This window comes from Pseudarthrobacter sp. NPDC080039 (genome assembly GCF_040702335.1).
Classification (GTDB): domain Bacteria; phylum Actinomycetota; class Actinomycetes; order Actinomycetales; family Micrococcaceae; genus Arthrobacter; species Arthrobacter enclensis_A.
Genome location: NZ_JBFBKY010000003.1, coordinates 197,390 through 219,887, shown reverse-complemented (window position 1 = coordinate 219,887; position 22,498 = coordinate 197,390). Strand labels below are relative to the sequence as shown.

General features: G+C 66.4%; 23 protein-coding genes. 12 read left to right on the top strand and 11 right to left on the bottom strand.

Features of this window, described 5'->3' with window-relative positions; all coding sequences use genetic code 11:
- Positions 1–79: 79 nt before the first annotated feature.
- The gene (locus AB0313_RS04990) at positions 80–730 is read left to right on the top strand and encodes an SDR family oxidoreductase (protein WP_366303986.1); all 651 of its coding nucleotides are present in this window, start codon (positions 80–82) and stop codon (positions 728–730) included.
- Here AB0313_RS04990 and AB0313_RS04985 read toward each other — a convergent pair.
- Positions 727–1,959, bottom strand: coding sequence for an ROK family protein (locus tag AB0313_RS04985; protein WP_366303984.1), 1,233 nt, complete (start codon positions 1,957–1,959; stop codon positions 727–729). The genes AB0313_RS04990 and AB0313_RS04985 overlap by 4 nt on opposite strands.
- A 96-nt stretch (positions 1,960–2,055) precedes the next feature.
- Here AB0313_RS04985 and AB0313_RS04980 point away from each other — a divergent pair, with 96 nt between their 5' ends.
- The 11 genes from AB0313_RS04980 to AB0313_RS04930 all read left to right on the top strand — a co-directional run bounded on the left by AB0313_RS04980 (position 2,056) and on the right by AB0313_RS04930 (position 12,963).
- Positions 2,056–3,768: a glycoside hydrolase family 13 protein gene (locus AB0313_RS04980; protein WP_307304449.1), complete on the top strand. Its 1,713-nt coding sequence runs from the start codon at positions 2,056–2,058 to the stop codon at positions 3,766–3,768.
- A gap of 31 nt (positions 3,769–3,799) precedes the next feature.
- Positions 3,800–4,741 (top strand): aldo/keto reductase, encoded by a 942-nt coding sequence (locus AB0313_RS04975; RefSeq protein WP_366303982.1) that lies wholly within the window; start codon positions 3,800–3,802, stop codon positions 4,739–4,741.
- A 165-nt stretch (positions 4,742–4,906) separates the two neighbouring features.
- A complete protein-coding gene (locus tag AB0313_RS04970) occupies positions 4,907–5,770 on the top strand; it encodes a CoA ester lyase (RefSeq protein WP_141942759.1) in 864 nt (287 codons plus the stop codon).
- Positions 5,771–5,797: 27 nt separating this feature from the next.
- The gene (locus tag AB0313_RS04965; RefSeq protein ID WP_366303979.1) at positions 5,798–6,739 is read left to right on the top strand and encodes a DUF2797 domain-containing protein; all 942 of its coding nucleotides are present in this window, start codon (positions 5,798–5,800) and stop codon (positions 6,737–6,739) included.
- Positions 6,740–6,782: 43 nt separating this feature from the next.
- Positions 6,783–7,007: a DUF3188 domain-containing protein gene (locus AB0313_RS04960; RefSeq protein WP_141942754.1), complete on the top strand. Its 225-nt coding sequence runs from the start codon at positions 6,783–6,785 to the stop codon at positions 7,005–7,007.
- Positions 7,008–7,075: 68 nt separating this feature from the next.
- Positions 7,076–7,537 carry a MaoC family dehydratase N-terminal domain-containing protein gene (locus AB0313_RS04955; RefSeq protein ID WP_366303977.1) on the top strand — a complete coding sequence of 154 codons (462 nt, stop codon included), beginning with the start codon at positions 7,076–7,078 and terminating at the stop codon, positions 7,535–7,537.
- A gap of 2 nt (positions 7,538–7,539) precedes the next feature.
- Complete coding sequence (locus tag AB0313_RS04950) at positions 7,540–7,977, top strand: MaoC family dehydratase (protein ID WP_366303975.1); 438 nt, start codon at positions 7,540–7,542, stop codon at positions 7,975–7,977.
- Positions 7,978–7,987: 10 nt separating this feature from the next.
- The gene (locus AB0313_RS04945; RefSeq protein ID WP_366303973.1) at positions 7,988–9,265 is read left to right on the top strand and encodes an MFS transporter; all 1,278 of its coding nucleotides are present in this window, start codon (positions 7,988–7,990) and stop codon (positions 9,263–9,265) included.
- A 22-nt stretch (positions 9,266–9,287) separates the two neighbouring features.
- Positions 9,288–10,355 (top strand): UDP-N-acetylmuramate dehydrogenase, encoded by a 1,068-nt coding sequence (locus tag AB0313_RS04940; protein ID WP_366303971.1) that lies wholly within the window; start codon positions 9,288–9,290, stop codon positions 10,353–10,355.
- Between the two features lie 34 nt (positions 10,356–10,389).
- Positions 10,390–11,493, top strand: coding sequence for a winged helix DNA-binding domain-containing protein (locus AB0313_RS04935; protein ID WP_366303969.1), 1,104 nt, complete (start codon positions 10,390–10,392; stop codon positions 11,491–11,493).
- A gap of 432 nt (positions 11,494–11,925) precedes the next feature.
- Positions 11,926–12,963 (top strand): polysaccharide deacetylase family protein, encoded by a 1,038-nt coding sequence (locus tag AB0313_RS04930; protein ID WP_366303967.1) that lies wholly within the window; start codon positions 11,926–11,928, stop codon positions 12,961–12,963.
- A 58-nt stretch (positions 12,964–13,021) separates the two neighbouring features.
- Here the strand turns inward: AB0313_RS04930 and asd are convergent, their stop codons facing one another.
- The 10 genes from asd to mshD all read right to left on the bottom strand — a co-directional run bounded on the left by asd (position 13,022) and on the right by mshD (position 22,489).
- On the bottom strand, positions 13,022–14,152 hold the full coding sequence (gene asd / locus AB0313_RS04925; protein WP_141942742.1) for an aspartate-semialdehyde dehydrogenase: 1,131 nt from the start codon (positions 14,150–14,152) through the stop codon (positions 13,022–13,024).
- 205 nt (positions 14,153–14,357) lie between these two features.
- Positions 14,358–14,774: a hypothetical protein gene (locus AB0313_RS04920; RefSeq protein ID WP_141942740.1), complete on the bottom strand. Its 417-nt coding sequence runs from the start codon at positions 14,772–14,774 to the stop codon at positions 14,358–14,360.
- A 2-nt stretch (positions 14,775–14,776) separates the two neighbouring features.
- Positions 14,777–15,421 (bottom strand): hypothetical protein, encoded by a 645-nt coding sequence (locus tag AB0313_RS04915; RefSeq protein WP_141942738.1) that lies wholly within the window; start codon positions 15,419–15,421, stop codon positions 14,777–14,779.
- A 23-nt stretch (positions 15,422–15,444) separates the two neighbouring features.
- Positions 15,445–16,413: a WXG100 family type VII secretion target gene (locus AB0313_RS04910; RefSeq protein WP_366303964.1), complete on the bottom strand. Its 969-nt coding sequence runs from the start codon at positions 16,411–16,413 to the stop codon at positions 15,445–15,447.
- A gap of 115 nt (positions 16,414–16,528) precedes the next feature.
- On the bottom strand, positions 16,529–16,747 hold the full coding sequence (locus tag AB0313_RS04905; RefSeq protein WP_141942736.1) for an NF038396 family protein: 219 nt from the start codon (positions 16,745–16,747) through the stop codon (positions 16,529–16,531).
- A 4-nt stretch (positions 16,748–16,751) separates the two neighbouring features.
- Positions 16,752–17,336, bottom strand: coding sequence for a dihydrofolate reductase (locus tag AB0313_RS04900; RefSeq protein WP_141942734.1), 585 nt, complete (start codon positions 17,334–17,336; stop codon positions 16,752–16,754).
- The gene (locus AB0313_RS04895; protein WP_141942732.1) at positions 17,333–18,136 is read right to left on the bottom strand and encodes a thymidylate synthase; all 804 of its coding nucleotides are present in this window, start codon (positions 18,134–18,136) and stop codon (positions 17,333–17,335) included. The genes AB0313_RS04900 and AB0313_RS04895 overlap by 4 nt, the downstream gene beginning before the upstream one ends.
- A gap of 25 nt (positions 18,137–18,161) precedes the next feature.
- The gene (locus AB0313_RS04890; protein ID WP_141942730.1) at positions 18,162–19,130 is read right to left on the bottom strand and encodes an NUDIX hydrolase; all 969 of its coding nucleotides are present in this window, start codon (positions 19,128–19,130) and stop codon (positions 18,162–18,164) included.
- A gap of 9 nt (positions 19,131–19,139) precedes the next feature.
- Positions 19,140–21,389: an RNA degradosome polyphosphate kinase gene (locus AB0313_RS04885; RefSeq protein WP_307304414.1), complete on the bottom strand. Its 2,250-nt coding sequence runs from the start codon at positions 21,387–21,389 to the stop codon at positions 19,140–19,142.
- A 131-nt stretch (positions 21,390–21,520) separates the two neighbouring features.
- Positions 21,521–22,489: a mycothiol synthase gene (gene mshD, locus AB0313_RS04880; protein WP_141942726.1), complete on the bottom strand. Its 969-nt coding sequence runs from the start codon at positions 22,487–22,489 to the stop codon at positions 21,521–21,523.
- Positions 22,490–22,498 lie beyond the last annotated feature (9 nt).

Here is a 22,498-nt window from a genome sequence, read left to right as displayed (position 1 = left end):
AAGCCGGTATAGGGCACAAAGGCCCTGTTCAGGCGGGTGGGGCTGCCCGAAGAGCTGCCCGGGCAGGCACAATGGGGGCATGACACGCATCGCCATCATCGGCGGCCACGGCAAAGTGGCCCTCCTCCTGTCCGCACTCCTCGCCGGCGAGGGCCACTCGGTAACCTCGTTCATCCGCAACCCGGACCACGCGGATGACGTCGCAGCCACCGGCGCCACGCCGTCGGTCCTGGACGTGGAAAATTCCTCGACGGCGGCCATCGCCCAGGCGCTCGCCGGCCACGACGCCGTGGTTTGGTCTGCCGGCGCGGGCGGCGGGAACCCCGGGCGCACATATGCGGTTGACCGTGACGCCGCCATCCGCTCCGTGGACGCTGCGGTCCAGGCCGGTGTCAACCGGTACATCATGGTGTCCTACTTCGGCGCCGGCAAGGACCACGGGGTACCGGAAGACAGCAGCTTCTTTGCCTACGCCGAAGCCAAAGCGGCCGCGGACGAGTACCTGCGCGGCAGCGGGCTGGCGTGGACCATCCTGGGCCCCGGCGCCCTCACGGACAATCCAGGAACGGGGCGGATCGACGTGGACCCCTCTCCGGACGGGGAACGGGAAACGTCCCGGGCCAACACGGCAATCGTCGCAGCGGCGGTGCTGGACCTGCCCCAGACCGCGGGCCGGACCATCGAATTCCGCGACGGCACCCTGCCGGTGGCTGCTGCCCTGGGCAACTAGGGCCAGCCAGGGTCCGGCGCCCGGCTGCCGGAAGGCGCGGCCAGTTCCAGGTCCAGGGAATTCCTCTCCACGTAATCCAGGGCGCAGCGTACGGCTCCGACCGTCACGATGGAGTCACCCAGCGGGGACACTGCCACGCGTGCAGGCGTGGCAGTGAACTTCTTCAGGCGCTCGCTGATGTTCGCCAGGAGCACGTCGGCGGAACCGGCCACGCCGCCTCCTATGACCACCAGTTCCGGGTTGAGCATGGTGGCCACCGTGCCCACCACCCGGGCCATCCTCTCCGCCAGCCGGTCCAGGATGTCCAGTGCCACGGCATCCCCGTGGGCTGCTGCGGCGAAGACCTGTTCGGCCTCCACCCGCCCTGGCCGGCAGTCACGGAGTGCCGTGGGGGCGGAGCCTGCCAGGGCTTCGGCCGCCCACGTCCGGGCCAGGTAGGCGATGCCGTAGGTGTCACCCACGCCCTCCACCATGTTCAGGTACGCAAGCTCGCCGGCGCTCCCGCGCGTTCCATGGACCAGCCTGCCGCCTTCCACGATGCCGGAACCCAGGCGCTCACTGGCCAGGATCACCACCACGTCGTCGACGCCGGCTGCGGCCCCCTGCCACCGGTCACCGAGGGCGGCAAGGTTGGCGTCGTTTTCCAGCAGCACCGTCCACCCGTGGGTCGCCATGAGGGCCGGCCGCAGGCCAAGGTCAAACAGTCCCCAGAACTTCTGCGTGGCCACCACCTCCCCGTGCCGGTCCACGGGCGCGGCCACCCCGGCACAGACGGCCAGCACCTGGCCAGGTTCGGCATCCGCGGAGCCAAGGGCCGCCATGGCCACCGCGTCAATGAACGCAGTGCGTTCGGCCGATGCGACCTCTCCCGCCTGGAAGGGGCGGCTGGAGCGCCCCAGGGTCCTGCCCCGGAGATCGGACACCACTACAGTGACCTTCGAGTACCCAATGTCAACGCCAAGGACTACGCCGGCCCGCTCGTTGAGCTCAAACCGCCGGGCGGGGCGGCCCTTCCGGTAGCCGCCGAACTCGCGCTGGTTCTCCAGTTCCAGGAGCCACCCCCGGCGGACCAGGTCCTCGCAGACGGCGATGGTGGTGGCCCGCGTCAGGCCCGTTGCAGCAATGACGTCCGTGACCGTCACCGCCGCCGAAGCGCGCATGAACTCCAGGACTGCGCCGGCGCTGACCCTGCGCAGCAGTTGAGGAGTCGCCGGAACCGGTTCGGGCATGCTGTTGACCTTCCTGGACGAATCACCAGATAATACTTGGGGAAGTAAATTTAGACTCAATATAAATATAACCGCACTGAAGAAAAGGGTCAGTCCTTGTCCACCACCGCCACGCTGGCAACCCTGTCCGATTCCGACCGCCTGGCCGACCCCAACTGGTGGCGCCAGGCCTCCGTCTACCAGATCTATCCCCGCAGTTTCGCGGACTCCAACGGCGACGGCATCGGCGACCTTAAGGGCATCACCGCCAAGGTCCCCTACCTGAAGACGCTGGGCATAGACGCCGTGTGGCTCAGCCCGTTCTACCCTTCCGCGCTTGCCGACGGCGGCTACGACGTGGACGACTACCGCGACGTGGACCCCAAGCTGGGCACGCTGGCGGACTTCGACGAGATGGCCAAGGCCCTGCACGACGCCGGCATCAAGCTCATTGCCGACATTGTCCCCAACCACTCCTCAAACCGGCACAAGTGGTTCCAGGAGGCCCTGGCTTCCCCCAAGGGCTCGCCTGAGCGCGACCGCTACATCTTCCGCGACGGCAAGGGTCCCAACGGCGAGTTCCCGCCGTCGGATTGGGACTCCGTATTCGGCGGCCCGGCGTGGGAGCGCATCACCGAGCCGGATGGCACCCCGGGTCAGTGGTACATGCACATCTTCGCCAAGGAGCAGCCGGACCTGAACTGGTCCAACCGCGAAATCCGCGAGGACTTCCTGAAGACCCTGCGCTTCTGGTCTGACCGCGGCGTGGATGGCTTCCGCGTTGACGTGGCCCACGCCCTCACCAAGGACCTCACCGAGCCGCTGCTGTCCAAGCTGGAACTTAGTGCCGCCAACACCGGCGTGGACGGATTCGACGACGGCTCGCACCCGTTCTGGGACCGGGACGAAGTCCACGAGATCTACGCCGAATGGCGTGAGGTGTTCAACGAGTACAACCCGCCGCGCACCGCGGTGGCGGAGGCTTGGGTCCACGCCACCCGGCGTGCCCGCTACGCCAGCCCGCAGGGCCTGGGCCAGGCGTTCAACTTTGACCTGCTGCAGGCCGATTTCGACGCCGCCGAGTACAAGGAGATCATCACCCGCAACCTTGCCGAGGCTGCTGCCACCGGTGCCTCCTCCACGTGGGTGTTCTCAAACCACGACGTCGTCCGGCACGCCACCCGCTACGGCCTGCCGCAGGTTGCCAAGGCAAAGGCCGGTGCCAAGGGCCAGGACGGCAAGGACTGGCTGCTCGCCGGTGGCCCCAAGGACCAGTTGGACGTTGAGCTCGGCGAACGCCGCGCCCGTGCCGCAACGCTGCTGATGCTCGCCGTCCCCGGATCCGCCTACCTGTACCAAGGCGAGGAACTGGGCCTGCAGGAAGTGGCCGACATTCCAGAATCCGAGCGCCAGGACCCGTCCTACTTCCGCAACAAGGGCGTGGAGATCGGCCGTGACGGCTGCCGCGTGCCGCTGCCGTGGAAGGTTGAAGGCACTTCCTTCGGCTTCGGCGACGGCGGATCCCACCTGCCGCAGCCAGACTGGTTCAGCAAGTACGCCGTCGAGGCGCAGGACGGAACCGAAGGTTCCACCCTGGAGCTGTACCGCAAGGCACTGAAGCTGCGCCGCGAACTGCTCACCGGTGAAGAGCTGGAGTGGGTCGGGAACGACAACCCGGATGTCCTGCACTTCAAGCGCCCCAACGGCTGGCAGTCCGTGACCAACTTCGGGAACGCCGCCGTCGATCTCCCTGCCGGGGAAGTCCTTGTCAGCAGCGCGCCGCTGGAAGACGGCAAGCTGCCGGCCAACACCACCGCATGGCTGCGCTGATGGCGGGGGCACAGCCGGGCGGGGCGTCCTGATGCAGGAAGTTATTTACGGCTGCATGGGCCTGGGCGGCAGCTGGTCCGATGAGCCGCATAATGCTGCCCATGTGGACCAGGCCGCCGCCGCCGTGCAGGCCGCGCTGGATGCCGGCATCACCTTGTTCGACCACGCGGACATCTACCGCAGCGGCAAGGCCGAGGCGGTGTTCGGCGAGGTGCTGGCTGCCACTCCGGGCCTGCGTGAGCGGATCCGGCTGCAGACCAAGTGCGGCATCCGGCTGAACGAGCGCGGCCTGAAGACCCACTATGACCTCAGCCGGGAGGCCATCCTGGAGCGGGTCGACGGCAGCCTCAAACGGCTGCAAACGGACTACGTGGACATCCTCCTGCTGCACCGCCCGGACCCCCTGGCGGATCCGGCGGAGGTGGCTTCCGCCGTCGGGCAGCTCATGGCTGAAGGCAAGGTACGCCAACTGGGCGTCTCCAACATGTCCGCCGCGCAGATCGAAGCGCTGCAGGACCGGCTGGAGACGCCGGTGGTGGCCAACCAGCTGGAGATGAGCCTGCTTAAGCGTGCGTGGCTGGAAAGCCAGGTCCTGGTCAACCACGCGAAACACCTGGACTACAGCTTCCCCCATGGCACGCTGGAGTACTGCACCCGCAACGGCATCACCCTGCAGGCCTACGGATCACTGGCCAAGGGCATCTACACCGGTGCCGAGCCGGAGAGTCCCAGTTCCGCGGAAGCGGCCACCGCGGAACTGGTGGCCGATCTTGCGGGGGAGTACGGCACCTCCGGCGAGGCCATCCTGTTGGGGTGGCTGATGAAGCATCCGGCGGGGATCGCGCCGGTCATCGGCACGGCCAATCCGGACCGGATCGGTGCGTGCCGCGACGCTGAACGGGTGGCCCGGGCCATGACCCGTGCCCACTGGTACGAACTCTGGGTCACGGCGCGCGGAAGCAACATCCCGTAAGCGCCAACTGGCTGGCAGTAGTTGCCGTTTTGAAGCTCCAAAACGGCAACTACTGCCAGCTGCTTTCCCCGCCAAGCCGGTCACAACCCGTTTAGTTCGTATTGATCCTCACAAGCGGGCCGTTTTCTTCGCCGTGCCACTGGCGGGGCGGATACTGTAGAAGGCATGACGTCTACCATCGCCGCCGAAACCGTTAGGCCGGAACGGAATATCCCCGCCGAGATCGCCCGTTCCTGGCTGCTGGTCAATGCCATGAAGCCCGAGCTCTTTGACCAGTCGGCAGTGTCCCGCGCCGACTCGATCATCCTGGATATCGAAGACGCCGTGGACCCCTCGCAGAAGGACCAGGCCCGCAACAACGTCATCGACTGGCTGACCGCCGGCGGCAAGGCCTGGGTCCGGATCAACGACGCCACCAGCCCCTTCTGGGCGGACGACCTCGCCGGCCTGCGCGGCACGCCCGGGCTGCTGGGCGTCATGCTGGCCAAGACCGAGTCGGCTGACCAGGTGACCGAGAGCTACCACCGCATGGACGGCAAGACGCCCGTCATTCCGCTGGTGGAATCCGCCCTCGGCATCGAGGAAGCCAACCACATCGCCAAAGCCCAAGGCGCGTTCCGCCTGGCGTTCGGCTCGGGCGACTTCCGCCGCGACACCGGCATGGCAGCCACCCCGGAGGCCATGGCCTACCCCCGCGCCAAGCTCGTGGTCGCCAGCCGCGTCGGCAACCTGCCCGGCCCCATCGACGGCCCCACGGTGGGCACCAACCACCCCATCCTGCGCGAACAGACCGGCATCACGGTGATGATGGGCATGACCGGCAAGCTCTGCCTGGCCATCGACCAGACCCCGGTCATCAACGAGGTCATCAGCCCCACGCCGTCGGACGTCGCCTGGGCCACCGACTTCATGAACGATTTCGAAGCCAACGGCCGCGTCATCCGTGACGGCTCAGACCTGCCCCGCCTGGGCCGCGCCGAGAAGATCATGAAGCTCGCGGTAGCCTTTGGGGTGCAGCCCGCGCTGTAGCGCCAAACCGCCACTTCAGGAGACCCCGTGACCGATACCCGCTATCTGGTCCACGGGGTCTTTTGGCATGCAGCGGACCCTTCCAAAGAAACGGACGACGGCGGCAGCCCGGTCTTGCGGCTGCAGTCGCCTGAGGGGGAATTCCGCCAGGTGGGCCTCAGCCCGGGCCAGCGCCTTGGCTTCGAAGTGGTGCAGCCCGGCAGGTGGTGCCTGGGCCATGTCACGGTCCAATCAGCCGGCTCGCGCAGCCACGTGCTCTGCAGCTCCGCTGCTCCCGCTGTACGGGGAAAGCAGTGTGAGCGGTGCTTTGTGCTTGACGAGTCCCGCCTGATGCACGATTTCCACCGTGGGGGCCGGGTCACGCCAGGCCTGCGGGACTACCTGATGCAGGAGCACTGGCTCTACGTGGCCACCTTCGCCGGTGGCGCCACCAAGGTGGGCACGGCGTCCGGCCCCCGCAAGTGGACCCGGCTCGCGGAACAGGGGGCGGCTGTGGCGAGGTATGTTGCCAGGGTCCGGGATGGCCGGGTGGTGCGGATCCTCGAGGACCTGGTGACGGCCGACGTCGGCCTGACCCAGCAGGTGCGCTCGGCCGCCAAAGCGGAAGCGCTCCTGCAGCCGCTCACGGAGAAGGAGATGGATGCCGTCAACGCCCGTGCCGCCACCGACGTTCTCTCCCTGCTGGCCCGCACCGCCGTCGACGGTTTCGAGTCTGTGGAGGAAAGGTGGAACAGGCCGGCACCTGCTGACGGCCTGTACGGCAGCAGGCCACGCCACGCCTACCCGCATGCCCTGGATGGCGGCCGGCATGGGTTTGGCATCGCTGCGGTGAGCGGGGCAAACGTACTGGCACGGCTGGACGGCACGGACGCCGAGTTCGTGGTGAACCTGTCACAACTGGTTGCCCGGACCGTCGTGCTGGGCAGCTTCTCCTCCGAGGTGCCCGCCGTGCAGGAAGCGCTGTTCTGACCGCTGCCCCGGGGCGCCCGGCAAGGGCCGGTAGACTTGGACGGTGCTGAACGAATTCTGGGCCACCGCGCCAACCCGTTACAAAGTCCTTGTCTTCAGCGCCATGGGACTGATTGCCGTCGGCATCATCCTCAACCTCATAGGCAACACCGGTGGCAACCAGGGCCTGGCCATGGCCTCCCTGCCGCTGATCGGGCTGGGCCTGGTCCTGCACGTCGTGGGCATCGTGGTCCGCGGCCAGGCCATCCGCAGGCACCTTCGCCGGTAGCCACCGCCATAAGGGGTGCGGCGGGGCGATTTTCTGCCCGCCAACATGCGGGCGATAGGCTGGAATCCATGACTATCAATCCGGATCTGCAGGGCCGCCGCTACCCTGCCGCAGAGGTGTACGACGTTGGCCGCGAAAAAATCCGCGAGTTTGCCCGCGCCGTGAAGGCCGCCCACCCTGCACACTTTGATGTGGAGGCGGCCAAGGCCCTGGGCCACACCGACCTGGTGGCGCCGCCCACCTTTGCCATCATCATCGCCCAGCGGGCCGACGCCCAGCTCATCGAGGATCCCGACGCCGGGATCGACTTCTCCCGCGTGGTCCACGCAGACCAGCGCTTCACCCACCACCGGCCCATCATCGCCGGCGACCGTCTCGTTGCCGAGCTCCATGTGGACGGCGTCCGGGCCATGGGCGGAGGTGCCATGATCACCACCCGGTCGGAGATCTTCGCGCTCGGGTCCGGCGACTCACGCGAGCCCGTCACCACCACCACGTCATCCATCCTGGTCCGCGGAGAGGGACAGTAACCATGAGCCCCAGCTTCAACGAACTCAGCGCCGGCCAGGAAATCGGCAGCAGAACCATCGAAGTCACGCGCACCGACCTGGTCAAGTACGCCGGTGCCTCCGGTGACTTCAACCCCATCCACTGGAACGAGGCCTTCGCCACCAGCGTGGAACTGCCCGGCGTGATCGCGCACGGTATGTTCACCATGGGCTCCGCCGTGCAGCTGGTGACGGACTGGGCAGGCGACCCCGCCGCCGTCGTCGATTTCCAGACCCGCTTCACCAAGCCCGTCCTGGTCACCGACACCACGGGCACCGGCCAGCCCGGCGCCACCATCGAGGTCAGCGGCACCATCGGAAAGCTCGACGCCGACGCCGGCACCGCCCGCGTCGACCTCACCGTGATCTCCGCCGGGCAAAAAGTCCTGATGAAGGCCCAGGCCCTCGTCAAGCTGTCCTGAGCTGCACCTTGTGACCACCCCTGCAGGAACCGCCGCAACCGCCGCCCAGGTCACGGCGTGGCGCAACGCCGTTGTGGTAGCTTACGGCGCCAGCGGCCTTGCCTTTGCCTCCTGGGTATCCCGGCTGCCGGCCATCCGGGACGCGCTGGGCCTTACCCCGGGCACCGTGGGCGCCATCCTGCTCTGCATGACGCTGGGGTCCTTTGCCTCCGTCTCCGTCTCCGGACTGATCGTGCTGCGGCTCGGGTCCAAGCAGACCATCCGCACCGGCAGCATCATGGTGGGGGTCGGACTGCTGACCGCGGGTTTTGGCACAACCGTGCTGGCAAACCCGGTGGCAACAGCAGCCGGCCTGGCCATCATCGGCCTTGGCACCGGAAGCTGGAACACGGCGTCCAATGTGGAGGGCGCAGCAGTGGAACGCGCGGTGGGCAGGCATATCATGCCGCGGCTGCATGGCGCGTTCAGCCTGGGGACCGTGGCCGGCGCGGGACTGGGCGCCGGTGCCGCGGCAATCGCCATGCCGGTGTTCTGGCACCTGGCGGCCGCGGGCGTGGTGGTTGCGGTGTCGGTAGCAACGGCTGCCTCCTGGTTCCGTGCCGATGCCACCCCGGTGGCAGCGGCGCGGACCTACTCCCCGGACAACTTCGAGGACCCCACCACGGGGCCCATTCCCGTGCTCACTGCGGGAACCACTGCCGGTGATGCCCCGCTGGACAACAAGCGCAAGATCGCCCAGGCGTGGCGGGACCGGCGGACCCTGCTGCTGGGCGTGCTGGTCCTGGGCCTCGCCCTGGCCGAGGGCGCGGCGGGGGACTGGGTGGCCCTTGCCCTGGCGGACGGCCACGGGCAGAGCGATGCCGCCGGAGCCGCCGGTTACGGACTCTTTGTCACCTTCATGACCATAGGGCGCTTTGCCGGGACGGTGCTGCTGGATAGATTCGGCAGGGTCCCGGTGATGCGCTGGTGCGCTGCCGCGGCCGTTCTGGGACTGGGCGTCTTCGTCTTTGCGCCGGTGCCGTGGCTTGCGTACGTGGGGCTCGCGTTGTGGGGCCTGGGAGTCTCCCTGGGCTTCCCGGTGGGCATGTCCGCTGCAGCCGACGATCCTGCCAAGGCCGCGGCCCGGGTCTCGGTGGTGTCCACCATCGGCTACGGGGCTTTCCTTTGCGGGCCGCCGCTGCTGGGCCTGCTGGCCGAACACGTGGGTATCCTGCATTCGCTGCTGGCCGTGATGGTGATGCTGGCGGTGAGCTTCGTTCTGTCCCCGGTGGCCCGGAAGGCCGGTTAGCTTTCCCTTGTATTGTGGACTGGTGACTCCCACGCTGCTCTCCTCCCTGACCACGTCCGCCGTCGGCGGCCCTGCCGGCAAGTTCGTCGAGGCCCGCACCGAGGCTGAGATCATCGACGCCGTGCGCTCCGCGGATGCCGCCGGGGAACAGGTCCTGATCATCAGCGGAGGATCCAACCTCCTGGTGTCCGACGACGGGTACCCCGGGACCGTCATCAGGATCGCTTCGGAAGGGTTCACGGTCAACGCCGAAGACTCGTGCGGGGGAGTGTCCGTGGTGGTGCAGGCCGGCCACAACTGGGACAAGCTGGTGGAGCACGCGGTACGCCACGCCTGGTCGGGGATCGAGGCCCTGTCCGGCATCCCCGGTTCAACGGGCGCCACGCCGGTCCAGAACGTGGGTGCCTACGGCTCGGAAGTCTCGCAGACCATCGCCGCGGTCCGCACGTGGGACCGTGAGCGGAACGCCGTGCAGACCTTCACCAACTCCGAACTGAAATTCGGATACCGGGACTCCATCCTCAAGCAGGCCACCGTCAACGGCTCGCCGCGGTACGTGGTGCTCACCGTGGAATTCCAGTTGCCGCTGGGCCGGATGAGCGCCCCTATCCGTTACGCCGAGCTGGCACGGGCCCTCAACGTGGAAGTGGGCAAACGTGCCTACGCCAACGACGTGCGGCGCGAAGTGCTCCGGCTGCGCGCGTCCAAGGGAATGGTGTGGGACTCTTCCGACCGGGATACCTATTCCACGGGATCGTTCTTCACCAACCCCATTGTGTCGGCTGAGGTGGCGGACAAGCTGCCCGAGACCGCGCCCCGCTATCCCGCCGGCCAGGACGGCCTGGTCAAACTCTCGGCAGCGTGGCTCATCGACCAGGCAGGCTTCGGCAAGGGATTCGGGCTGGAACAGGACGGAGTCGCCGGCGGCCGGGCATCGCTGTCCACCAAGCACACGCTGGCCATTACCAACCGCGGCTCGGCCAGCGCCGCCGACATGGTGGCTGTCGCGCGGGAGGTGCGTGCCGGCGTCGAACGCCAATTCGGCATTTCGCTGCACCCGGAGCCGCTGCTCATCGGCCTCGGACTCTAGCCGCTCCCGGCTCTACCCGGCCTAGGATGGGCGCATGGCTGCACAAGCTGTTCTGCGCGACCGAAGGGTCATGGGGCGGTTGAGGCTCGCGTCACAACGGCTCGCCGGGACTGCCGGCACCTCCGTGCCGGAGCTGGTGCAGTGGATGACCGCCATGCAGGCACAGGACTTGCCCGCCGCGCTGTGGGCAGTGGGCGCCCGCGTACCGGGTACGGGAATTACCGATGTGCGGGCCGCCATCAATGCCGGGACGGTGGTGCGGTCCTGGCCCATGCGCGGAACACTGCATTTGGTGGCTCCCGGGGACTTGCGCTGGATGCTGGACCTCACCGCGGAGCGGCTCACCAAGAGCATCGCGGGGCGCCACCGGCAGCTTGCGATCACTTGGGCGGATATCGAGAAGGCCCGCGACCTGGCCCTGGACCGCATTCTGGCTGAGGGGCCCGTCAGCCGCCCTGCACTGTTCAACGTGTTCGACGCCGGTGGCCAGCCGACGCAGGGCCAGAGGGGCATCCATCTCCTGGGTGCGCTGTGCCGGCACGGGTGGCTGGTGCTGGGGCCGCTGGCCGGCAACCAGCAGCTGATCGCGGCCTTCGACAACTGGATTCCGGCGTCCCGGGCCATGGAGCGTGAGGAGGCGGTTGCCGAGTTCCTGCTGCGTTATTTCCGGAGCCACGGGCCTGCCACGCTCCACGACTTTGCCTGGTGGACACGGCTGCCGCTGACCGAGGTGCGTGCGGCGTTTGAGAACGTCCGCCACGAGCTCGTGGAGCTGGAGTTGGAGGGCATCAGCTATTGGCTGTCCCCGCAGGTGGCGACCCTCCTGGACTCCGGCGTGCCAGGTGCACGATCGGTCCACCTGCTGCCTGGTTTCGACGAATTCGTCCTCGGCTATACGGATCGGACGCTCGTCCTGGACCCTGGGCATTCCGACCTGATCGTGCCTGGCGGGAACGGCGTCTTCAAGAAGACGGTGGTTGCCGCGGGGAAGGTGATTGGTACCTGGGCGCTGCATGGCACGGGGCCCGGCGCCGCCGTCGTACCCGAACTCTTTGGTGATATCCGGCCCCTGAAGGCAGAAGCCCAGGCAGCTCTTGCCCGCGCTGCCAAGCGCTACCTTGCCTTCCTTGGTGACTGATAAAGGACCACTGTGCTTGCTGTTCGCCTCCTGCTGGATGGCCCGGTTGGACGCGCGGGGGTGGCCAACAAGTAATTTGGGTAGTGGCTACCCTAGCCCTCCCGGTCAGACGGGCTTACCGTGTTTTCATTGCGCTGGCGCGTGCCGCCGGGCTCGCCGGGACCGTGGACGACGATGCCTACGTGACCAGGCAGTACTCTCCGCCAGGGCACGAACCACTACTGCAGGGGCGGCGACGAGATGAACATTTTGAATCGAATCCGGGAGATGGGGGCCGCCCTTCGGCGCAGGCCTGACCGTCCGTGGTCCTCACAGCCGCCGTCGACCAGGGTGCGCCCGGCGAACAGCATAAGAAACCGGTCGCCGAAATGGTTGGTTGCCCCCTTCTCCGTCACCCTGATACTCGGTGCCGTTTCGCTTTGGTTTGCCCCCGTGGCCCATGCCGCAGGCGGTATGGTGAGCGTGACATTCGACGACGGATGGGCCAGCCAGTACACCAACGGGCTTCCCATCCTGAAAAAGTACGCGGTTCCGGCCACGCTTTACGTTCTCCCGGGATCGATCAACACGCCCGATTACATGTCGCAGGCCCAAATCCAGGCCTTCGCAAGCCGTGGCGACGAGATCGCGTCGCACACAGTCACCCACCCCGACCTCACCAAACTTTCCGCCGCCCAACTCGAAAACGAGCTGGCGCAGAGCAAGGCCGCTCTGCAACAGATGTTCGGTCCGTCCGCGGCGCTGGATTTTGCCTCTCCCTACGGGGCGTATAACCCGACCACCACTGCGGCCGTCCAGAAGTTCTACGCTACCCAGCGCAACACCGATGACGGTTTCAACAGCCAGGCCAGCTTCGACCCGTACAACATCCTCGTGCAGAACGTCGATGCCGGCACTACTGCCGCCACGGTGCAGGGCTGGATCGATGCCGCGAAGGCAAACAACACGTGGCTGGTATTGGTCTATCACGAGGTGGGAGCGAGCATCGGCCGGGACATTTACCATACAGACACTGCCGTGCTCGATGCGCAGATAGCGGCAGTTAAGGACAGCGGCTTGCCACTGGTTACCATCCGACAGGGCGCCGACGCTCTGGCCGCGCCGAACACACCGCCACCGGGGGCAACACCGCCGCCCGGCGCTGCTGCAGCCATGAATGCCGTGGCGGCAGCCAACCCAAGGCTCGGAGCACCGTCTGGCAGCACCGTCTGCGGGCTGGTCAGGGGCGGCTGCTACCGGACGTACCAGCGGGGTGCGGTCATTTGGTCCCCGGCTTCCGGTGCCCACTATTCTGTCGGTGCGATCCGCCAGGCGTGGGCAGCAACGGACTTTGAGAGGGGACGGCTCGGGTATCCCGTCACCAACGAGTTTGCCTCCGGCAGCGGCGTGGCCCAGGACTATCAGGGCGGCCGGATCTCGTGGACAGCCGACGGCGGCGCGGTCATCACTTTTGGCAGCCGTCCCTCATAAGGGACACCCGTAATTCACGCCGGCCGGTCCGAGGGCCGCTTGTCGGGCAGCTATAGGGCTACAGGTTGCCGGTGGCGATGTTGAGCATGCGGCGCAGCGGCTCGGCGGCGCCCCAGAGGAGCTGGTCGCCCACGGTGAAGGCGCTGATGTACTGAGGACCCATTTCCATCTTGCGGATGCGGCCCACCGGGATGTCCAGGGTGCCGGAGGCAGCCACCGGGGTCAGCTCCGCCATCGAGGCTTCCTTGGTGTTGGGAACAACCTTTGCCCACTGGTTGTCCTCGTCCAGGAGCTTCTCGATCTCGGCGACGGACAGGTCTTCGCGCAGCTTCAGGGTCAGGGCCTGGGAGTGGGAGCGCATGGCGCCGATGCGGACACAGAGGCCGTCCATGATGACGCGGTTTTCGTCCGTGGTGCCCAGGATCTTGTTGGTCTCCACCCCGGCCTTCCACTCTTCCTTGGACTGACCGTTGCCCAGGTCCGCGTCGATCCAGGGGATCAGGGAACCGGCCAGGGGGACGCCGAACTGCGTGGCGTCGACATCGGTGCGCTGGTGGGCCAGGACTTTGCGGTCGATGTCCAGGATGGCCGACGCGGGGTCGTCCAGTTCCGTGCTGACCTCGGCGTTGAGCGTACCGAACTGGGTGAGCAGTTCACGCATGTGCCGGGCGCCGCCGCCGGACGCAGCCTGGTAGGTCATGGACGTGCCCCACTCCACCAGGCCGTTCTTGAACAGGCCGCCGAGGCCCATGAGCATGCAGGACACGGTGCAGTTTCCGCCGATGAAGTCCTTGGTGCCGTTGACCAGGCCCTTGTCGATGACATCGCGGTTGATGGGGTCCAGCACGATGATCGAATCGTCATTCATACGGAGGGTGGAGGCGGCGTCGATCCACAGGCCGTCCCAGCCGCGGCTGCGCAGCTCGCCGTGCACCTGCTTGGTGTAGTCGCCGCCCTGGGCGGTGACGATAATGGGCAGCTTGGCCAGGGTGTCGAGGTCGAACGCGTTCTCGAGCTTGCCCGCGCCCTCAGCAAAGGACGGCGCGGCACCTCCCGCGTTGGAGGTGGAGAAGAACACCGGGTTGATGTTGGCGAAGTCGCCCTCGTCCTGCATGCGCTGCATCAGGACGGAGCCGACCATGCCGCGCCATCCGACCAGGCCGACGGAAGGGGTAGCTGCTGTAGTCATTGGTCCAGTTTAGACTTCGCGTCCGGTAGGGCGCAGTCGGTTACGTCACGCCCGGGCTGGGATAAATTCACGACGGCGGCACGCGCGTTGGGCGTTATTCCACGGGCCGCGGGAGATTCCCGGCCAGGCGATGCTTCATGGGCGTCTCCGGGGGCGGCGGGTGGGGACGTAGCCCGGTCCCTGGGGCACGCCCTTGCCGTGCGGTTCATTCGTTGACATGTCCAGCCCCAGGTTCCGGTGCTTGCCGTTCCTTGCGCAGTTTTTTGGCCCGGTACTCGTCCTTTGCCATGCCGAAGGTGTACCAAGCCCCGAGACTGCTGAATGCGGTGAGGACCAGGGCGCCCCAGAACGGCTGGCCCCCATCAGGCAGGGGACGCAGAAGTATCACCAAGGAGAGAACGACCAGGACCACCATGACGGCAGTGAGGATTCCCATGCCCCACCACGATCGGACCTGCACGTGGCCACGCCCGGGAGAAAAGCCGATCTCGTCCCCAGGATAGCTGTGCAGTTCACCTGCGCTGGTCCTCCGCAGTACGCGCTTCTCACCCCGGGCGAGCGCGGCCTTGTGCTCGGCATAGACGTCATCATTGCGGCGTTCACGGTCGCGGTCGAATGTCACAGTCAGTCCTGACGGATGGTTTGGATATGGTGAAGGAGACTGGCGTCGTCCACGCCCCTGGTTTCAGTGATGTCTGCCTGCTGGGGTGTGGAGATACCGATGGTCCAGGATTGGTCGCCGCCGCTCTTCACGTACAGTGTCTGCCCCTTGGGATCTTCGCGCCGTCGGAGAGTGGCGCCACCCTGGGGGTTGTCGCGCAGGTGCTTCTTGATGACCATGAAGTTGGCCTCGGCGGCTGTGACATCGGGTCTCTGCGCCATAGCCCACCAGGTGAAGTAGGCCCTGGGCTGGAACAGCAGATGAATGCCTCCGCCTTCCATACCGATGACGCTGTCGCCTCCCTCTGCCGTCAGCAGAGAGATTTCAATCCGACGGCTGGCAGAGGAGAGGAGGGCAGCAACGGCGGCAGTGGGGCCTGACACGGAGAGAAGCCCGTCACTTTCGGCTTTGGCCAGGCCTCGGGCCACCAATGAAGACGCACCGGCGCTCACCATGTCCGTGTTATTCAGGTAGCCGTCCACCCTCAGTGCTTCAGCGCTGAGCACGGCAGCGTCCCCGCCCTGCAGGCTTGCAAGGGTAACCATCTCGGCAAAACCATATCCGATGGCATCCGGGATGGAGGCGGTTTCCGTTGTTGTCTCAGTCATCGTCAATACCTCTCGTTGTGGGCTCAGAAACCAAAGAAGTCGCCGACTTTTTCGGCGGCATCCCCAGCGCCTTCCCAGACTTCCTTGGCACCATCAGCGATGGATCCGCCGATGGCATTGACTGTTTCCTTGACTATCGGAACATTGTCATAGATGGCCAACGCTCCGGACGCCACCATTGCCGCCGTTCCAACAGGCGGGGGAGCGAAACTGGCCACTCCCAGGCCGGCCTTGATTCCGGAGTAAAAGGCAGCACCGGCATCGCCCTCTTTGATGTTGTTGACAGTGTCCAGCACATCAAGGCCCACTCCGACGCCGCCCAGGGCTTTGCCGCCGAACTCGAAGAACTTGGCCGCCTTGCCGCCCTCGGCGAGGTTCAGAGCGGTGTCCCACCTGCCGTCGAACAGCTCGGAGGAAGTGTTGAAATACTGGCTGAGCATGTTTGTGTCCTGGAATGCCTTTGCCACATTCCGGAAGTCCTTGGAAAACAAGAACTCGGGCACGTTGTCTGCCTTGCTGATGAAATGGGGAAGATCGAACAGTCCTGCCCGGAGATTCGGCAACGCCTTGGTGAGGTTGTACATGTCCCAGCCGCCGCGGAAAGGGGAGTTGGGATGCGTGAGCCAGTCCGGGCCCCACGGATCGTTGCTGCCCTGCCCCGGGATTGGCGGGCGGGGACCGTTGCTGCCGGCAGGCAAACCGGCGCCAGGTCCGCCACCGGCGGTGCTCGCCTCCTCCTGCTCATCAGCGTTCTTGAGGAGGACCTTTGACTCCTGCTGCAGCCGCGAGACGGTCTGTTGTAGAAGGGTGCGATGGCTGGTGTTCCAGTCAGACCGGAACCGCTGGGCGTCTGCGCCCTTCCAGGCCGGGTTGTTGTTGATCTGGCTGCTCAGCTGCGTCGCCTGCTGCTGCAGCAGGTCCGCCGTCTTGCTGAACTGCTGCGCGAGGGTCCGCAGTTGGTCGACGTCGGCGCCCCACAAAGTTCCTGCCACCAGGATTCCCCCCCCAATATTCATCCGACAGCCCCCAGAGTGCTGCGTGCCCCAGCCTAGGGCAGGAGCAGCCCGGCCGCGATGGGTTGGCCTCCCCATGCCGCTGCCGTAAGCGCTAGCTCCGGTCCGGCTGCTCCAGCATCGCCGCCTTCCGCGCGCGGAGCGCGAAGAACGCCCCGAAGGTGAAGACCTGCGTGACCACCACGAGCACGATGGCCCCGGCGATCTTGTTGCCGCCCAGGATCATGGTCAGCCCGACGATCGCGGACAGCAGCGCCAGCAGGGGCAGCAGCATGTAGCCCAGGACGAACAGGGTTTCCGGTTTCTTCAGCATGTTCCTAGCCCTCGGTCCGTGACCATTTGGTGAATCGGTAGCGCGTGCCGTTGGCGGCGGTCAGCCAGCCGTCCGGCGGGACGGAAGCGGTGGCCTCCCAGCTGGGCCCAAGCTCGGGAGCGAACGTGTCGCCGTCGGCCTTCACATCGATGGTGGTGACCACCGCGACGTTGGCGAGCTCGGTGGACTGGCGGAAGACCTCACCGCCGCCCAGGATCCAGACGGTTTCGCCGCCGTCGACAAACTGCGACTCAAGGAGCGCGTCATCCAGGGAAGGGACCACGACGGCGCCCTCCGCCTCAGGCGTGCTGGCCCAGCCTGGCTGCCGGGTGATGACGATGTTGGTGCGGCCGGGCAGCGGGCGGTACTTGTCCGGGAACGAAAGCCAGGTCTTCCGGCCCATGATCACTGGGTGCCCGGTGGTGAGGCGGGTGAAGTGCCTGAGGTCCTCGGGCAGGTTCCAGGGCATGTCCCCGTCCTTGCCGATAACCCCGTCGGAGGTCTGCGCCCACACCAGCCCCACGCCGGTGATCGAGGCGGCCAGTTCCTCGGTAAAGGACTGCGGGTCAGTGAAGTTTCCTGTGCTCATACGGCGATCGGTGCCTTAATCGTCGGGTGGTGCTGGTAGCCGATCACTTCGAAGTCCTCAAGGGTGTAGTCGAAGATCGACGCCGGCTTGCGGGTGATCCTCAGCTGCGGGTACTCGTAGGGCTCGCGTTCCAGCTGCTTGAGGACCTGGTCCATGTGGTTCTCGTAAATGTGCACGTCACCGCCCGTCCAGACGAACTCGCCGGGCTCAAGCCCCACCTGCTGGGCAACCATGCAGGTGAGCAGCGCGTAGGAGGCGATGTTGAACGGCACCCCCAGGAACATGTCCGCGGAACGCTGGTAGAGCTGGCAGGACAGCTTGCCGTTGGCCACGTAGAACTGGAAGAACGCGTGGCAGGGCGGCAGCGCCATGTCGTTGAGCTCGGAGACATTCCAGGCGGATACGATGTGCCGGCGCGAGTCCGGATTCGACTTCAGGTTCTCGATGAGCTCGGCGATCTGGTCGATGTGGCCGCCATCAGGGGTGGGCCAGCTGCGCCACTGCACGCCGTAGACCGGCCCCAGGTCGCCGTCCGCATCCGCCCACTCATTCCAAATGGTGACGCCCTGGTCCGTCATCCACTTGATATTGGTCTCGCCGCGCAGGAACCACAGAAGTTCCACCGCCACGGACTTGAAGTGGACCCGCTTGGTGGTGATCAGCGGGAAGCTCCTGGAGAGGTCAAAGCGGATCTGGCGGCCGAAAACACTGGTGGTTCCGGTGCCCGTGCGGTCCGATTTATGGGTGCCGTTGGCCAGGACATCGCGCAGGAGGTCTTCATAAGGCGTAGGGATGCTCACGCCTCAAGTCTACTGGGACCGCTCCTTAGTCATCGAAAGGCTTGAGCTGTTCCACGGCGACCACGCGCTTGCTCCCGCCGTTGGCCACATGGCAGACCACCAGTTCGCCCGGCGACAAAAACGGCTCGTGAGCAGGCAGCAGCTTCGCCAGGTCGGACGGCATGTGGGTACCCACTTGCTTGAGCACGGTTGGCAGGGCAGGCCGGTGGGTGCAGACCACCACGGCCCGCTGCTTGTCGAAGAGGGCTTCGATGACGGCAGCCGTCTTCTTGGGGCTGCGCTGGTGCTTGTGTTCGGTCAGGCCCTCCGCCAGCTTCACTTTGGCCCCGGTGGACCGCGCATAGGGGGCAACGGTGGCAACACAGCGCAGCCACGGGCTGGTGACTACACGCATGGGCTGCCAGACCTGCAGCAGCCGGCCGACAGCCTGCGCCTGCCGCGTGCCGGTGGCCGCGAGTGGACGTTCGCCCTCGGCCTTGCTCCAGGAGGCCCGCGGCTTGGCCTTGGCGTGGCGCAGCACCAGCAGGGGCCACGTGTCCAGCGTTCCCCGTTCGTGCGCGTCGCGCAGGAATTCAAGGGGTGCGACGTCGGAGGGGTTGGACAGCAGGCGGGCGGCCTTCTCGGGGACGCACCACATGACGCTGTCCACTTCCTTGCCATCGGGCACCAGTCCGTTGCCATTGACCTTGACGGCCCAATAGTGGACCTTCTTCAGGCCCGAGGCCACGTGGTAATGGATGGGCGGCAGCGGTATGCCCAGCGGCGCGGTGAGCCCTATTTCCTCGCTCACCTCACGGACGGCGCATTCCGGAACCGTCTCACCGGCGTCGATCTTTCCCTTGGGCCATGACCAGTCGTCATAGCGGGGCCGGTGGATCAGCAGGACTTCAAGGCGGTCCTTGTTGACCCGCCAGGGGATGGCTCCCGCGGCGGTAACGGCTACGGGTTCCCCCGGATGGTCGGTCTGGTCGGCTACGAGTGCATCGCTCGACAACGCGGCTGCCTATCGCCGGCTCAGGCTGCGTTGCCGCGGCCGGGATGCCAACAGCCAGGACTGGACGTCTTCAAGCGGTTTTCCGTCCTCGGACAGGTGGTGCCGCGTCCAGCGACCCTCGTTGTCAAGGTGCCAGCTGGAGGTTTCCGGGTCCATATAGCGGCGCATGAGGTCAAGGACGTACGTAACGTCGTCAGCACTGGCCAGCTGGACCAGGGCCTCCACCCGGCGGTCCAGGTTACGGTGCATCATGTCCGCGGAGCCGATGTACACCACGGGGTCACCGCCGTTGGCGAAGGCGAATACGCGTGAGTGCTCCAGGAAGCGCCCCAGGATGGAGCGGACCGTGATGTTGTCGCTGAGGCCGGGAACTCCGGGGCGCAGCGAGCAGATGCCGCGGACCACAACATCCACCTTCACCCCTGCCTGGGACGCGCGGTACAGGGAGTCGATAATGGCCTCGTCCACCATTGAGTTGACCTTGATCTGCACGTGCCCCGGGACCCCGGCCCGGGCATTGCGGATCTCCGTCTCGATCCTGTCGATGAGCCCCGACCGGACGGAACGTGGCGCCACGAGGAGCCGCTTAAACGTGGACTTGGGCGCATAGCCGGAAAGCTGGTTGAACAGCTTGGACAGATCCTCGCCCACCTGCTCGTTGGCGGTCAGCAGGCCCAGGTCCTCGTAGTACCGGGCCGTGCGCGGGTGGTAGTTGCCGGTGCCGATGTGGCAGTAGCGGCGCAGGCCGTCCACTTCCTGGCGGACCACCAGTGAAAGCTTGCAGTGGGTCTTCAGGCCCACGATGCCGTAGACCACGTGCACGCCCGCCTGTTCCAGCTTGCGGGCCCAGGAGATGTTGGCCTGCTCGTCGAACCGTGCCTTAATCTCCACAAGCGCCAGGACCTGCTTGCCGGCCTCCGCAGCATCGATCAGGGCGTCGACAATGGGGGAGTCGCCTGACGTGCGGTACAGGGTCTGCTTGATGGCCTGGACCTTGGGGTCCGCGGCGGCCTGTTCCAGGAACGCCTGCACCGACGTGGAGAACGAGTCATACGGGTGGTGCAGCAGGATGTCTCGGCGGCGCATCGCGGCGAAGACGTTCGCGGCCTTGGCGGTCTCGGATTCGTTCAGGTACCGGGAGGTGTGCGGGACGTGCTTGGGATAGTGCAGGTCCGCCCGGTCGATGCCCGCGATGACTGACAGGCCCCGGAGGTCAAGCGGAGCCGGCACCGAGTACACCTCGGATTCCTCCACCCCCAGCTCCCGGATCAGCAGGGCGCGGATGTTGGGGTTGATGTCGTTGGTGACTTCAAGCCTGACGGGCGGCCCGAACCGGCGGCGCAGCAGTTCCTTCTCCAGGGCCTGCAGGAGGTTTTCGGCGTCGTCCTCCTCCACCTCCACGTCCTCATTGCGGGTGACGCGGAACGTGTGGTGCTCCAGGACCTCCATGCCCGGGAACAGCTTGTCCAGGTGGACGGCGATGACTTCCTCGAGCGCGATGAACCGGGCCACGCGGCCCGGCACCGCGCCGGCACGGGGGCCGTCGATGGAGATCAGCCGGGGAAGCTGGTCCGGGACCTTGACGCGGGCAAAGAGTTCCTTGTCGCTGACAGGGTTGCGGACCACCACGGCAAGGTTCAGGGACAGACCCGAGATGTACGGGAAGGGGTGGGCCGGATCAACAGCAAGGGGAGTGAGGATGGGGAAGACTTTTTCGGCGAACATCGCGCTCAGCTGCTGCTGGGCGGTGTCGTCCAGTTCATCCCACTGCATGAGGTGGATGTGCTCGTAGGCCAGGGCCGGCCGGATCTGGTCGGCATAGACCTGCGCGTGCCGCTCCTGAAGCCGGTGGGCTTCCTCGCTGATGCTTTCCAGCACCTCAACAGGGCTCAGCCCGGCCGGCGAGGGGACGGCGAGTCCGGTGGCGATGCGGCGCTTGAGGCCCGCCACACGGACCATGAAGAACTCGTCAAGGTTGGACGCGAAGATGGACAGGAAGTTGACGCGTTCCAGCAGGTGCAGGGTGGGGTCCTCGGCCAGCTCCAGCACGCGGGAGTTGAAGGCAAGCCAGCTCAGCTCTCGGTCCAGGAACCGGTCCGGCCTGATGTCCCCTTCCGGCTGCAGGTTAGGGGCGAACTCGGGAATGTCGATGCGGTCCTGCGTGGCCCTGGACGCCGGTACTTCGGAGGAGCCGAAGCGCGCCCGTACGGGCACCGCAACATCCTGGGACGTGGCTGTTCCGGACGGTTCCGGGTTCATGGCAACTCCTTTTGCTGGCGCTTTGGTGCCGGCGCTTCCGCCCCGCGCGGTTCCCTTTCAACCTTACAAGCAATCGGTGGGGCCACAGCCCTTGATTTAAGTGGTGGCAGCGTTTGTTGAGGCCGTCCTGTTCACCCTGCTGCGGGGCCGTACATGACGTCCATGTCCCACCGGGTGAAGCCCAGCCGCCGGTACAGGGCAACCGCAGCACTGTTGTCGGCATCGACGTAGAGCATGACGGCGGTCAACCCGGAGTCACGGAGGTGCCTGATGCCGGTGAGCGTCAGAGCCTTGCCGAGCCCCATGCCCTGCGCGGCCGGCGTTACCCCCACCACGTACACCTCGCCGATTGCCGGGTGGGCGCCGTGCCCCGGATGGACCTTGGTCCAGTGGTAGCCCAGCAGGCGGCCGTCGCGGTCTTCCGCCAGGAAGAACCCGGCAGGATCAAACCAGTCCTCGGCCATGCGCGCTTCGAGGTCGGCCCGTGTCAGGTGTCCCTGCTCCGGGTGGTGTGCGAACGCCTCCCTGTTGGCAGCCAGCCAGGAGTCCTCATCCTTCCCGGGCACGAAGGTGCGGATGGCCACGCCGTCCGGAAGGCCGGCGTCGGGCAGGTCCGCGCCCGCCGTCGTCATCCTCATCTTCCACAGCTCACGCACCGGCTTGTACCCGTAGCGGGCGGCGAGGTCAGCGGCTGCCTCGTGGTTGCCATGGGACCAGGCCTTCAGCCCCTCAAAGCCCCGGGCTTCCTTGAGCGCACCCACCAGGCGGTCGGCAACCCCCTGGTTCCGGTAGGAGGGGTGGACGGCGATTTCGAGGACGCCGTTGCCGTCCGGCTCCTCAACCACCACAGCGAAACCCGCCAGATCCTGGCCGGTCGCGGGATCGGAGTCCTCGTCCGGCGCGTACAGGGCCAGGGTCAGCAGGCTGTGTTCCGCGGTGTCCCCGGAACGCATGGTCACCAGGGTCTGTTCGGAAATTGACGGGTTGCCGTCCGATTCCTCTGCCGCGGCCAGGAGCACGCGGCAGTCCCTCAGGAGTTGCTGGTCAACTCCGCCCCGGACGGCATGGACGGGCCACTTCTGCGGATGCGCTGGAGTCATGTGCCAAGG

Coding starts and splice junctions, on each gene's coding strand:
- mshD (WP_141942726.1), bottom strand. CDS start 22,489: ATGACTCCAGCGCATCCGCAGAAGTGGCCCGTCCATGCCGTCCGGGGC.
- asd (WP_141942742.1), bottom strand. CDS start 14,152: ATGACTACAGCAGCTACCCCTTCCGTCGGCCTGGTCGGATGGCGCGGC.
- AB0313_RS04905 (WP_141942736.1), bottom strand. CDS start 16,747: ATGCTGAAGAAACCGGAAACCCTGTTCGTCCTGGGCTACATGCTGCTG.
- AB0313_RS04950 (WP_366303975.1), top strand. CDS start 7,540: ATGAGCCCCAGCTTCAACGAACTCAGCGCCGGCCAGGAAATCGGCAGC.
- AB0313_RS04885 (WP_307304414.1), bottom strand. CDS start 21,389: ATGAACCCGGAACCGTCCGGAACAGCCACGTCCCAGGATGTTGCGGTG.
- AB0313_RS04955 (WP_366303977.1), top strand. CDS start 7,076: ATGACTATCAATCCGGATCTGCAGGGCCGCCGCTACCCTGCCGCAGAG.
- AB0313_RS04975 (WP_366303982.1), top strand. CDS start 3,800: ATGCAGGAAGTTATTTACGGCTGCATGGGCCTGGGCGGCAGCTGGTCC.
- AB0313_RS04985 (WP_366303984.1), bottom strand. CDS start 1,959: ATGCCCGAACCGGTTCCGGCGACTCCTCAACTGCTGCGCAGGGTCAGC.
- AB0313_RS04970 (WP_141942759.1), top strand. CDS start 4,907: ATGACGTCTACCATCGCCGCCGAAACCGTTAGGCCGGAACGGAATATC.
- AB0313_RS04900 (WP_141942734.1), bottom strand. CDS start 17,336: ATGAGCACAGGAAACTTCACTGACCCGCAGTCCTTTACCGAGGAACTG.
- AB0313_RS04915 (WP_141942738.1), bottom strand. CDS start 15,421: ATGACTGAGACAACAACGGAAACCGCCTCCATCCCGGATGCCATCGGA.
- AB0313_RS04990 (WP_366303986.1), top strand. CDS start 80: ATGACACGCATCGCCATCATCGGCGGCCACGGCAAAGTGGCCCTCCTC.
- AB0313_RS04935 (WP_366303969.1), top strand. CDS start 10,390: ATGGCTGCACAAGCTGTTCTGCGCGACCGAAGGGTCATGGGGCGGTTG.